The 12,364-nt window shown below is 40.1% G+C and carries 14 protein-coding genes; 3 read left to right on the top strand and 11 right to left on the bottom strand.

The window, feature by feature from the left end; genetic code table 11:
- Window positions 1-175: 175 nt before the first annotated feature.
- The 3 genes from VIM94_RS05505 to VIM94_RS05495 form a co-directional block, all read right to left on the bottom strand.
- Window positions 176-463 carry a hypothetical protein gene (locus VIM94_RS05505; protein ID WP_332038282.1) on the bottom strand — a complete coding sequence of 96 codons (288 nt, stop codon included), beginning with the start codon at window positions 461-463 and terminating at the stop codon, window positions 176-178.
- A 133-nt stretch (window positions 464-596) separates the two neighbouring features.
- The gene (locus VIM94_RS05500) at window positions 597-836 is read right to left on the bottom strand and encodes a hypothetical protein (protein WP_332038281.1); all 240 of its coding nucleotides are present in this window, start codon (window positions 834-836) and stop codon (window positions 597-599) included.
- Window positions 837-938: 102 nt separating this feature from the next.
- On the bottom strand, window positions 939-2,180 hold the full coding sequence (locus tag VIM94_RS05495) for a 3-deoxy-D-manno-octulosonic acid transferase (protein WP_332038280.1): 1,242 nt from the start codon (window positions 2,178-2,180) through the stop codon (window positions 939-941).
- 95 nt (window positions 2,181-2,275) lie between these two features.
- On the opposite strand from VIM94_RS05495, the gene VIM94_RS05490 reads away from it, so the two are divergent.
- Both VIM94_RS05490 and VIM94_RS05485 read left to right on the top strand, forming a co-directional pair.
- Window positions 2,276-3,409 carry a DegT/DnrJ/EryC1/StrS family aminotransferase gene (locus VIM94_RS05490; protein WP_332038279.1) on the top strand — a complete coding sequence of 378 codons (1,134 nt, stop codon included), beginning with the start codon at window positions 2,276-2,278 and terminating at the stop codon, window positions 3,407-3,409.
- 7 nt (window positions 3,410-3,416) lie between these two features.
- Window positions 3,417-4,697, top strand: coding sequence for an amidohydrolase family protein (locus VIM94_RS05485; protein WP_332038278.1), 1,281 nt, complete (start codon window positions 3,417-3,419; stop codon window positions 4,695-4,697).
- Between the two features lie 94 nt (window positions 4,698-4,791).
- Here VIM94_RS05485 and fabD read toward each other — a convergent pair whose 3' ends face one another.
- The 5 genes from fabD to VIM94_RS05460 all read right to left on the bottom strand — a co-directional run bounded on the left by fabD (window position 4,792) and on the right by VIM94_RS05460 (window position 8,201).
- Window positions 4,792-5,673, bottom strand: coding sequence for an ACP S-malonyltransferase (gene fabD / locus VIM94_RS05480; RefSeq protein WP_332038277.1), 882 nt, complete (start codon window positions 5,671-5,673; stop codon window positions 4,792-4,794).
- Window positions 5,674-5,791: 118 nt separating this feature from the next.
- The gene (locus tag VIM94_RS05475; protein WP_332038276.1) at window positions 5,792-6,289 is read right to left on the bottom strand and encodes a pyridoxamine 5'-phosphate oxidase family protein; all 498 of its coding nucleotides are present in this window, start codon (window positions 6,287-6,289) and stop codon (window positions 5,792-5,794) included.
- Window positions 6,290-6,394: 105 nt separating this feature from the next.
- Entirely contained in the window at window positions 6,395-7,249 is an 855-nt protein-coding gene (locus VIM94_RS05470) for a fructosamine kinase family protein (protein ID WP_332038275.1), read from the bottom strand.
- Window positions 7,236-7,718 carry a dihydrofolate reductase gene (locus tag VIM94_RS05465; protein ID WP_332038274.1) on the bottom strand — a complete coding sequence of 161 codons (483 nt, stop codon included), beginning with the start codon at window positions 7,716-7,718 and terminating at the stop codon, window positions 7,236-7,238. The genes VIM94_RS05470 and VIM94_RS05465 overlap by 14 nt, the downstream gene beginning before the upstream one ends.
- A gap of 3 nt (window positions 7,719-7,721) precedes the next feature.
- Window positions 7,722-8,201 (bottom strand): 2TM domain-containing protein, encoded by a 480-nt coding sequence (locus VIM94_RS05460; protein ID WP_332038273.1) that lies wholly within the window; start codon window positions 8,199-8,201, stop codon window positions 7,722-7,724.
- A gap of 58 nt (window positions 8,202-8,259) precedes the next feature.
- Here VIM94_RS05460 and VIM94_RS05455 point away from each other — a divergent pair, with 58 nt between their 5' ends.
- Window positions 8,260-9,345 carry an aminotransferase class V-fold PLP-dependent enzyme gene (locus VIM94_RS05455; RefSeq protein WP_332038272.1) on the top strand — a complete coding sequence of 362 codons (1,086 nt, stop codon included), beginning with the start codon at window positions 8,260-8,262 and terminating at the stop codon, window positions 9,343-9,345.
- A gap of 4 nt (window positions 9,346-9,349) precedes the next feature.
- Here the strand turns inward: VIM94_RS05455 and VIM94_RS05450 are convergent, their stop codons facing one another.
- From VIM94_RS05450 to VIM94_RS05440, 3 genes are all read right to left on the bottom strand, one after another.
- Window positions 9,350-10,318, bottom strand: a complete 969-nt coding sequence (locus tag VIM94_RS05450) for an L-histidine N(alpha)-methyltransferase (RefSeq protein WP_332038271.1) — start codon at window positions 10,316-10,318, stop codon at window positions 9,350-9,352.
- Between the two features lie 14 nt (window positions 10,319-10,332).
- On the bottom strand, window positions 10,333-11,496 hold the full coding sequence (gene egtB / locus VIM94_RS05445) for an ergothioneine biosynthesis protein EgtB (protein ID WP_332038270.1): 1,164 nt from the start codon (window positions 11,494-11,496) through the stop codon (window positions 10,333-10,335).
- Between the two features lie 91 nt (window positions 11,497-11,587).
- Complete coding sequence (locus VIM94_RS05440) at window positions 11,588-12,316, bottom strand: hypothetical protein (RefSeq protein ID WP_332038269.1); 729 nt, start codon at window positions 12,314-12,316, stop codon at window positions 11,588-11,590.
- Window positions 12,317-12,364 lie beyond the last annotated feature (48 nt).

The raw sequence follows: 12,364 nt of genomic DNA, 5'->3' as shown, positions 1-12,364 counted from the left end.
AAAAATTTTGTGGCTACTAATTTGTAGCATCGACTATGGCATCCCCTGCATCATCTATCTCGTCTGGAGTTTTTTATTTACCGGAGCGATCATCCCTGCAAGAGTTGAATGCGGCGACAGTATTGAAGTTGAATACCAGCAAAAAAACTAACTTCTTAATACTAATTTAATAATATTAAAGATCGTCGTTATCTTCCAGCTCATCTTCGACTTCCTGAGCACCCTCATCTATGGCTTCTCCGGTTTCGTCGGCAGCATTTTCAATGGCATCACCGGTATCATCGGCGGCTTCTTCGATATCATCTTCTACATCATCCATATCGTCCTCCATATCATCATCCATATCGTCCATGTCATCGCTTTGCATTTCCATTTCGTTTTCTTCTTCCTTAACTTCTCTACAGGAAATTAAAGCGGTAGATAACGTAAATATCATTGCCAGTAATAAAATTGGTCGTTTCATAATTTGGTTGTTTTTTAGTTTATATGTTCAGCAAAATTAGAGATGTGACTTATTGTTGGGTTTATTTTATTGCTAAAATTTTCATAAAATTTCAGTAATCACACATCATTTAAGATAATATTATAGTTTTTATTTAATTGTCATCTCCAATTTTTTCTATTTCCTCATCGATCTCTTTGTTAACCTCCTTGTCAACTTTTTCACCGGTCCTTTCCAGGATTCCTTTTTGTTCTTCGGTTTCATCCGGGGTTTGTTTTTCTACCTCCACTTCTTTAACGATAACCTCTTTTTCCTTTTCCTCAGTTTCCCGGCAGGAAACAAGGCTTAAAGTACTTACCAGGAATAAGCTTCCCATTACAAATACACGTTTCATAAACTTGTAGTTTTTAGTTTTAACATTCGAAATTAAGTCGAAAATCTATTCTGGGGTTACTTTTTAAGAGTTTTTAGCAAAAAATCTTAAAATAGAGAAAAATTAGATTGAATTTTTGAAAAGGTATTCGCTAATTACCCGGGTTGCGCCGGTATTAGAATTGATGTAATGTCCGGCTATCATTCCCGATTGTGTTCTGAAATTCTTGTTTGTAACCAATTTCTGAAGAATTTCTTTGAGTTCCTCTGCTGAAGCGACAGAATATAATCCGGCCAGCTGCTGTAATTTTTTGGCTTCGGGGAACTTTTCGAAGTTTTTACCTATTACTATTGGAATGCCAAAGGTGGCGGGCTCCAGGATGTTGTGCAGGCCGGTTTTGCCCGCTGCTCCACCCACATAAGCAATGTCAGCATAACTGTAAATCCGGCTTAAGAGGCCAATATTGTCTATTATGAGTAATTGAAAATCTTTTGGGTCCCGGGAGGATGTTTCAGAATATAAAACAGAAGACACCTTTATTTTTTTCCTGAAATCATTGATTTTTTCTGCTTTTATCTCGTGAGGAGCAAGGATAAATTTAACATTTGAGGGAGCTGAGTTGATGTAATCCAGAAGCAGTTCTTCATCTTCCGGCCAGGTACTTCCAGCCACGATACATAATTTATTCCCAATAAAAGTTTCCACGACTTCAAGTTTATTATCGTAAGTGAGTTGGCGAGAAACCCGATCAAATCTTGTATCCCCACTAAGGCTTACATTGCTAAACCCATTTTTTTCGAGAAGTTCCTGGGATTCCCTGTTTTGGACAAAAATATGCTCAAAGCTTTGAAGGACTTTTTTTATCCAACTGCCATAGCTTTTAAAATAAACCTGATCTTTTCTGAAGGCTCCGGAAATAAGAAAACTGCGAATTCCTCTATGCTTTATTTCCTTAAGAAAATTAGGCCATATATCGTATTTTACGAAGAATATGAGCTCCGGGTTTACCAGTTCGAGAAATCTTCGTGCATTGCTGGGAGTATCCAGGGGAAGATAGGTAATCACATCTGCGAGTTGATGTTTCTTTTTATTCTCGTAACCAGATGGAGAGAAGAAAGTCACAAGGATTCTGTGGTTGGGGTATCTTTCCTTTAGTAGTTCAATAACCGGGACGGCCTGTTCAAACTCTCCCAGGGAGGCGGCGTGGATCCAGATGTATTTCTCTCCAGCCTGGATTTCACTTTTTAAGCGGGGGAAAACCTCTTTCCTACCCTTAACAAAAAGCTTCATTTTATGGCTAAAGATACCGGCTACCGGTAGCAGGAATTCGGTTAAACTGATGAATAAATTATAGATAATTTGCAAAACCCTGTTTTTCTTCTGCTAAAATAGGCCTTTCCTGAAAATAGATTGGCGGAGGTAGCGATATTTCGTATTTTCGTTCTCTATAAAAATATGATATGAAAAACATACAAATGGTTGACCTTAAGGGTCAATACGCGGCAATAAAAGAAGAAATAGATACCTCCTTTAAAGAGGTTATAGAATCGGCCGCATTTATAAACGGACCTCAGGTTCAGCAATTTCAAAAGGAACTTGAAACATACCTGGGAGCAAAGCATGTGATTCCTTGCGCCAATGGTACGGACGCTCTTCAAATTGCAATGATGGGACTGGATCTGAAACCCGGGGACGAAGTGATTACCGCCGATTTTACCTTTGCAGCCACGGTAGAAGTGATTGCCTTGTTACAATTAACTCCTGTATTGGTAGATGTTAAACCCGATACCTTTAACATAGATCCTGAAGCTATTAAAAAGGCTATCACACCAAAGACCAAAGCTATAGTTCCAGTTCATCTTTTTGGCCAGTCTGCCGATATGGATGAGATCATGAAAATTGCCAAAGAACATAATTTATATGTAATTGAAGATAATGCCCAGGCCATAGGAGGGAATTTTCATTCTGAAGATGGAAAGAGCTATAAAACCGGGGTAATCGGTAATGTGGGAGCGACTTCCTTTTTTCCGTCTAAGAACCTCGGTTGCTATGGAGATGGGGGAGCGATCTTCACAAATGATGATGATCTGGCCCATAGCATTCGCGGAATTGTAAACCATGGAATGTATGAACGTTATCACCATGACGTAGTAGGGGTTAACTCAAGATTGGACAGCTTGCAGGCAGCGGTTTTAAGGGCTAAACTGCCACGGCTCGATGAATATAATAAGGCCAGGAAAGCGGCTGCTGAAAAATATAATTCGGCCTTTGCGGGACAGAAGGAAATAGTTACTCCGGTGATCACCGGAAAACCCGATACCCACGTTTTTCATCAATATACTTTAAAGATCACTAACGGGAAACGAGATGCCCTGGCAAAACATTTGCAGGAAAAAGGAATTCCTTTCGGTATCTATTATCCAATCCCTCTTCATAGCCAGAAGGCCTATGCCGATGAAAAATATAACGAAGCCGATTTCCCTGTTACCAATCAACTGGTAAAGGAAGTGCTTTCTCTGCCAATGCATACTGAACTGGATGACGAGCAGATTGATTATATTGCTACAACTATCAAAAATTTCTTGAACCAATAACATTCTTATGAAAAAACTTTTGATTTTTTGCTTCGGAATATTTCTTTCCGTTTCGCTACAGGCACAGGATATTTACATCCAGGCCGGTAAAATTATTGACACGAAGAAAGGTAAAGTTTTAACCGAAAAAACAATTATTGTTTCCGGAGAGAAAATTAAAAGTATTGAGAACGGATATTTGTCCCCGGAAAAGAAGGCCGACACTCTCATTGATATGAGAGATATGACCTTGTTGCCCGGTTTAATCGATTTGCACGTTCACCTGGAAAGCGAGACCAATCCCGGAAAATATCTGGAGCGGTATGTTAATAACCAGGCCGATAATGCTTTTAATGCGGTTGGTTTTGCGAAGACCACCCTTTTGGCCGGTTTTACCACAGTTCGTGAACTTGGTGGAAGCGGTGTGAATATTGCGCTTCGCGATGCTATCAATAAAGGTAAGATAGACGGCCCCAGGATCTTTACCGCGGGTAAATCTATCGCGTCTACCGGAGGGCATGCCGATCCAACAAGTGGGATGAACCGAAATTTAATGGGCAATCCGGGTCCAAAGGAAGGTGTGGTGAATAATGTTGATGACGCGCGAAAAGCTGTAAGACAACGCTATAAAAATGGTGCCGACCTGATAAAGATTACTGCAACCGGAGGTGTCTTGAGTGTGGCTAAGAGCAGTTCCAATCCGCAGTTTTCTGAAGAAGAGATCAGGGCAATTGTTGAAACGGCAAAAGACTATGATTTTCACGTTGCAGCTCATGCTCATGGCGATGAAGGGATGCAAAGGGCTATTCGGGCAGGAGTGAAAACCATCGAGCACGGAACCAAGATGAGTGATGAAACCATGGAATTGATGAAAAAGCATAATGCCTATCTGGTTCCAACAATTACTGCAGGAAAGGAAGTAACCGAAAAAGCTGAGGTGGAAGGTTTTTACCCTGAAGTGGTGGTGCCAAAAGCAAGAGAGATAGGACCTCAAATCCAGGATATGTTTGCGCAGGCTTACAAGAAAGGAGTTCCAATCGCGTTTGGAACCGATGCCGGGGTTTTTAAGCATGGTGAGAATGCACGGGAATTTGTATATATGACTGAAGCCGGGATGCCTGTGATGGAGGCTATTCAGGCCGCGACCATAACCAATGCACGTTTATTAAAAATGGAAGATCAAATTGGGCAATTACAGGAAGGTTTTTTAGCTGATATTATTGCCATTGAGGAAGATCCTACAGAAAATATTGAAAGTCTTCAGCATGTTAAGTTCGTTATGAAGGAAGGGAAGGTCTACAAGAACTAAAAGGGATGCTTATCCAAATAAAAAACTCCCGGGAGTGATATCCGGGAGTTTTTTTATTGTTCTTCTTTCAGGAACTATATTCTAAAAGGTTTAGCTATACCTCGGCTGAAGAAACATTCATACTGCGGTCAATTTTCTTTACGAGACCTTGCAATACTTTTCCGGGGCCAACTTCAATGAATTCGGTAGCACCGTCTTTTATCATATTCTGTACGCTTTGCGTCCATTTTACCGGAGAGGTTAGCTGGAAAACAAGATTTTTCTTGATCTCTTCGGGCTTGGTAACTGCAAAAGTGCTTACGTTTTGATATACCGGGCAGATAGGGTTTCTGAAGTTCATGTTCTCTATAGCGGCAGCCAGTTCTTTTCTGGCCGGTTCCATTAAAGGGGAATGAAATGCTCCACCAACCGGAAGGACCATAGCTCTCCTGGCACCACGTTCTTTTAAATTCTCACAGGCAAGCTCAATGGCCTTCACGTCTCCTGAAATAACAAGTTGTCCCGGGCAGTTATAGTTTGCAGCTACTACGGTACCTTCAGTTTCAGCACAAACGGCCTCTACCACTTCATCTTCCAGTCCAAGTACGGCAGCCATAGTTGAGGGTTGAAGCTCGCAGGCTTCCTGCATTGCCATGGCTCTTTTATAGACCAATTGGAGTCCCTCTTCAAAACTCAATACTTGATTAGCCACAAGTGCCGAAAATTCCCCAAGGGAATGTCCTGCTACCATATCAGGTTGAAATTTATCTCCAAGCATTTTGCTTAGGATCACCGAATGAATAAATATGGCCGGTTGGGTAACTTTAGTTTGTTTCAGGTCTTCGGCGCTGCCTTCAAACATAATATCAGTAATCGAATAACCTAAAATCGAGTTAGCAGCTTTGAACATATCCTGTGCTTCAACCGATTTTTCAAAAAGGTCCAGTCCCATTCCCGGAAATTGTGCTCCCTGGCCGGGGAAAATGTATGCTTTCATTGTATTGAAGTTTAGATGCCGGTTTCTCTCTAAGAGTTTTGTCCGGTATAATTTTCGGCTAAAATAGAAAGAATAAAAATGACCTCATAACCCGAGGCCTTTTTGAATGCTTTTTAAGCTATAACTGAAGCTTTCCTTTTTCCCCTGTTCTTATTTTATCTTTTTCAAGCTTGCTGTTGCTGGTAAAGAGATTGGCATAATTATTTTGTTTTTCATCCCAGTAATATGATTGTTTTGGAATAACTTTTATAGCTGTGAGGTTAGGGTCGTCAAGATCAGTGAACCAGGCATTATCACTGGTGTGGTAAAGTTCCTTAAGCTTTTCAGGATTGAGATTGATGGAGGCCATTCCGTAGATACTTATAAATTCTTTGTTATCTGGGGAACTATAAAGCAATTGTACTTCTGGTTCCCGGGAGATATTACGGTTTTGACTACTGTCTAACCTGCTTAAAAACCAGATATTACCTTCAGCATCAATTTTTTTTGTCGTCATAGGTACGACATTAAGTGGGCGGTCACTTAAACAGGTAATCAGCATTCCGGTTTTTATGCTTTCTACCAGATTGGTCATTTTTTCAAGGGCTTGTTTGTGATTAAGGTTTTGGGTACTCATATCTGCAAATTATCTTTAGTTGAAAGACTGAAGATAAAACCTATTATTCCCTATCTCGCCAATAAAGTGCTAAAAATTAAACAGTTGATGTTAATAAATGTGAAGTTAACTATATTGTTTAATAATGTTGCTAACAGATGCCTGGTAGCCTTTGCCAAATAGATTAAGATGAACAAGTAGGTAATATAACTGCCAGAGAGGAATTCGTTCCTCCATGCCGGGGCTCAGGGGAAAATAATCATTATAAACTGTGAAGACATCTTCCTCAAAACCTCCAAAAAGTTTCATCATTGCAAGGTCCATTTCCCTGGGAGCATATGATGTGGCTGGATCAATAAGACATGGAAGCCCTTTCTCGTTTACCAGGTAATTCCCGTTCCAGAGGTCACCGTGAATCAGGGCGGGCGATTCCTCCGGAATTATTTCTGAAATATTTTTGAAGAAGTATTCACTAAGCTGAAGGGAATAGCCTTGGTCTTTCGCCATTTTGAGTTGAGGGGAGAGCCGCCGGCTTATATAGAAATCTGCTGCTGATTCCGAAGACTTGTTGTACTGCGGAAGACTTCCAATATAATTGTCTTCAGGGAACCCGAATTCCTCCGAAGTTGTTTTGTGAAGTTCTGCCAGTTGCTTGCCAAAGCTTTCAGCAAAATGAGGTGCCCTGCGGGCAGTGGCTTTATATTCCAGCAACAGGTAAGCCGAATCGCCAGTTTCTCCTACGGCAAGAACCTTGGGGATATCTATAACCCCGGGCCTGGCAAGTTCTTCTAATCCGGCTTTTTCGGCCTTGAACATTCCCGGATATTTATCAGCATGGTTTATCTTAACTACTGATTTTTCACCCTCTTCCGAAGTGAGCTTAAAAACTTCGTTGATGTCTCCCCCGGTAAGCCGGGAATAAGATCTTACTCCGAAGTTGTTTTGCTTTGCTATTTTTTCTAATAGCTTAGCGACGCTCATAGGTTAAATAAGTAAAAGGGAATTTATGCTTTTCGTCGGTAGGATGAAATTCCTCGTTAACCAATTTCCACTTATCTTCATCGATTTCCGGAAAAAAGGTATCTGCTTCAAAATCTGAATGTACCCTGGTAAGTTCAATTTTCTCCGAGTAGGGAAGTGCCTGCTTATAGATCTCTCCACCACCGATAATAAATGGCTGTGGATCATCTTTAGCGATCTCTAAGGCTCTTTCAAGGGAATGAACTACAACGGCTCCTTTAGCTTTATAATCTTCGTTACGGGTAATAATAATGTGAGTACGGTTGGGTAAAGCTTGTGGGAAAGATTCAAAGGTCTTCCTTCCCATGATAATATGATGGCCAGTAGTAAGTTTTTTAAAGCGCTTGAAATCATCGGGAAGATGCCAAACCAAGTCGTTTTCCTTTCCCAGGGCATTATTTTCGGCTGCTGCCGCGATCATTGTGAGCATACTTCAGGTATTGTAAGGTTGGTCAAGATCATCCGGATTCGCTGATTTTTCAGGACCGGGTTTTATTTCCTTTGGTTTATCAACTGGTTTTGTTTTTTTATGTTCCGGCAAAGGGTAGTCTTTTTCCACCTGTTTTTGCATTTCGGCGATCTTTTCCTGTTGTTTGCTTACCAGCCGTTCCATTTGCCGGTTCTTCCAGGCTCTGCCCATAAAACTGTTGATTACATATACATTGATAAGATGAATAAAAAACAGGAAGGCCCAAAGTAAAATGGCAGTTACAAACCAATCGTAACCCCATAATTTAAATTCTTCTTTGTAGCCAATAACCACATTAAGTACAATTAAAAAGGTAGCCCCAATAAGGAATATCACAAAATGCTGGAAAAGCCTTCTTTTTTGAAGAATTCTATGCCGGGCGTTGTCATAGAGTTCCCGTTGTTCAGCATCGAGTTTCGAAGGGTTTTTATTTTTAGAAAACATAATAGTACTTTAGTGTCTAATCAAATTTACAGGTTTTCAAAATAATTAACCACTGCTTATGGATAAATTTAGAAAAGGTTTCCCGGTTTTAGAGCAATATACTTATCTAAATACAGCAGCCTCAGGCTTGCTTCCGGAGAAAGTATGGGAATTCCGGCAGGATCACGATCTTGATTTTCTTATAAAAGCGGGGGTTTTAAAAGAGAAAATGGGGCAAATCTTAACCGGGGTAAGAGAAAGTGTGGGTATATTTTTTAATTGCCCTGCTAACCAGGTGGCTCTGATCCCAAATTTTTCCTTTGGATTTAATACGCTTCTTGAAGGCTTCGATAAGCCTCAGAAAGCTTTATTGCTAAAACAGGATTATCCATCTATAAACTGGGCTGTAGAATCCCGTGATTTTGAGGTGAGTTATGCTGAAATTGATGAGAACCTTGAGCAGAATATTACCGAAGCTTTCAAAAATGAGCAACCTGACTTTTTCGCCTTTAGCATTGTGCAGTACATGAACGGAGTCAAGTTAGGGATTGATTTTTTGAAAGAATTGAAGATTAATTACCCCGAGACTATTTTTATCGCTGATGGCACCCAATATTGCGGTACAGAAGAATTTGATTTTGACGCTTCAGGCCTGGATATTTTGATCTGTAGTTCCTATAAATGGCTTAATGCGGGATACGGTAATGGCTTTATGCTGTTTAATGAAAGCATTCAGGGAAAAGTAGCACCCAAGGCACTAGGTTTTGGTTCGCTGCAGGGGAAATATAAGGAAAGGGAAGGTAATTTTATTGGGAAATTTGAACCCGGACATTTAGACACCTTAAATTTTGGAAGCTTAAAAGTAGCGCTGGATTTGCTAAGAAACATAGGACTTAAGGAAATTGAAACACAGCTTTTAAAATTACAGGGAAAAGCTAAAGCTGCTTTCGAGGATCTTGGTTTATTGGAAGAATCGGTGGTTAAACGGGAAATTCACTCTTCCACTTTCAATATAAAAGGGGATGAAAAACTGTATAATGCTTTACGCAGTGAGAATATTATCACTTCCAGAAGAGGAGATGGGATAAGGATTAGTTTTCACTACTTTAATACCGAGAAAGAGGTCGACTTTCTTATAAAACAACTTAAGAAATTTGCCGGCTAAGAGTTTATATCTTTCTGAAAATATAATTCCTGTAACAATCTTCGGAATCTGCGAAGCGGGTTTCTATCTTTAAACCGGCTTCTGTGGCAAGCCATTTAACAACCTTTTCATCATATTTCTGAGAAATTTCGGTATGAATACTTTCCCAGGCTTCAAAATGAACCTTTAAGTTAAAGGCTTCTATAAAAACTTCCTGATCCAGTTTGCTTACCAGAAAGCTTTTAGCAGTACCGGTTTCGGGATCGTAAGTTTCCCAGTGTTTAAAGTTATCGGGGTTAAAGTTTCCACCTAATTCATTATTAATTCTAACCAGAAGATTCTTATTGAATGCTTCGGTGATTCCATACGGGTCATTATAGGCATCGAGAATCTTCTGCGGATTTTTCTTTTGATCGAATCCCATAAACAACATATCTTCCGGAGCCATTGCTTGCTGAATATTCCGCAGAAATTCAATTGCATTTTCGTGTAATAAATTACCAATGTTAGAGCCTAAAACCAGGATCACCTTTTTTCGTTTACTAAAATCGGCCAGGCTTTCCAGGGTTTTGAAGTAAGTGCCTTGTTGCGGTTTTATATCTACTCCGGGCATTTCTTTCTTTACCGAAGCTTCCAGAACCTTCAGAACATGTTCACTAATATCAATAGGGAGATAAGTAAACTCATAATCCTGCTCACTTAAATGCTTGAGGAGTACTTTGGTCTTTTTACCATCCCCAGCCCCTAGTTCGATGAGGTCAAAACCATCTACATTATTAAAAGAATCGGCTATTGGAGCGGTATATTCCTTTAAGATACCTAGTTCGCAATTGGTGAGATAATACTCCGGCATATCCATAATTTGCTGAAAAAGCTTGTCGCCTTTTTCGTCGTAGATATATTTTGAAAGCAAATATTTTGGATGGCTGGTAAGTCCTTTATAGACATCTTCTTCAAATGCGGTCTTAAAGCCGGTAGTGGATATGGGTTTCATATTTTCTTCTGTGATTATTTTGCTAATCTTAAGCCGGTAAATTGCCATCTAAGCTGTGGATGGAAAAAGTTGCGATAGGTGGGACGCGTGTGATTTTTTGAGGTGGCAACCGAGCCTCCCCTTAACACCTTCTGGTTGACCATGAATTTTCCGTTGTATTCGCCAAGAGCACCCGGAGCTTTGCTATAACCCGGATATGGTGAATAGGCACTTTCGGTCCATTCCCAGCGGCTTCCCCATTTGAAATATTCATTAGCCGCTTCCCATTCAAACTCTGTTGGAAGACGCAGGCCTCTCCACTGGGCATAGGCAAAGGCCTCATAATAGGAAATGTGTGTTACCGGCGCTTTGGGGATTACCGGGTGTAGTCCATTTAGCCTGTAATTGTGCCATTCGCCTTCTATTTTATGCCAGTACAAAGGAGAATTTATTTTATTGTTGTTTATCCAATCCCAGCCTTCGGCATGCCACAGTAGTACATCCTTATAACCGCCTGATTCCATAAATTCCAAATACTCGGCATTGGTGATAAGTTTACTCGAGATCACGAAATCATCGAGAAAGACCTTGTGCTGTCCTAATTCGTTATCGTAACAAAAATCATCAGAGTTATGCCCAATTTCATAAAGCCCTTCAGATAATTTTATCCATTCTGCTTTAAAGTCCTGAATCGGGTTTTCCTTAAATTGATCGTTATACTTGGGAAAAAGCGGATTGTTTCCCAGGATATATTTTATATCGGTATAGAGTAGTTCCTGGTGTTGTTTTTCGTGATGACAACCAATTTCTATGAGTTCCAGAATTTCTTCGGAAAGCTTTTCAGATTTCATAAATTCCTGCAGCGCTTTTGAAACATAGCTTCGAAACTCATAAACCCGGGATACGGTGGGCCTTGACAGGTTTCCGCGCTTAGTGCGAATCACCTTTTCACCTACGCTTTCGTAATAAGAGTTGAAGACATAGGCCGAATTTTCATCAAAGAGTTTGTAGCCGGGTTTATGCGGTTGGAGTACGAACTCTTCAAAAAACCAGGTGGTATGGCCCAAATGCCATTTTGGAGGAGAAACATACTCGATAGGTTGTACCACATAATCTTCGGTTTCCAGAAAAGAACATATAAGTTCAGACCTTGCTCTGGTTTCATTAAAAAAAGTTATTAATTCTTGTTGTGACTGCATAAAATTGAGAAAATTCTAAAGGCTTTTTCTCAAATTTAATGAATTTTATAAAGGATGGGAATTATGCCAAGTTAATGCCAAGTTAAAGTAATCAATTTTTACCGTAATAAACAGGCATTTTGAGAGGATAGGGAGCTTTTTCTCCGGCTCTGGTAGCCGGGTAAAGAGGAGGGAAGTTTTTCATGGCCGCGAGAAGAGCCTGATTAAACACTTTATTTTGCCCACTTACCTTTAAACCTGATATTTTTCCTTCTGAATCTATAAAAAAGGAAAGCTCTGCATATAACATCCCTTTCCCTTTTAAATTCAAGCGATTGAAGTTTTTGAATAAGTAGCTTGTAGTGAATTCTGAAAGACACACTTTTTTATTTTCTGCATTTTTACACTCTTCAGGGTAAGGAGGGGTTTCAAATAAATTTAATTTTACGGCAAAATCTATCATAACTCCAACCTGAGTTCCATCCTGGCTGGCCGGAGTTAATTGCGGTAGTTCTTTTAAGCTGCGGATAGCTTCTTCTTTTACTTCCGGGGAACCTGCATCTATCCTTTGCCAGGCCAGAGAACCCGTTTCATCCAGGATGAATTTCACACCAATTTCAGAACCGTTGAGACTGTCTGCAATGGTTTCCTGTTTAAATTCATTTTCAAATAATTGGGTGATCTTTTGGAGAGTACAGTCGCGGTCTTCATTTTCACAGCCTTCAAAAACCGGGGGCTGTTCTACAAGCTTAAAAGGCACAATTTTACCTGATGCCTTGCTTTCCTGTGAATTTGCTGTAGGGAAAACAAGCATCAGGAATAAAATTGCAAAGTATTTCATGTATTTTTATAGGTTTAAGGGAATAGTATAACTTACTGCTGAAGGTTT

The sequence above is a fragment of the Salegentibacter sp. genome (assembly GCF_036568425.1).
Lineage (GTDB): Bacteria > Bacteroidota > Bacteroidia > Flavobacteriales > Flavobacteriaceae > Salegentibacter.
This window is presented reverse-complemented; position numbering and strand designations above follow the sequence as displayed.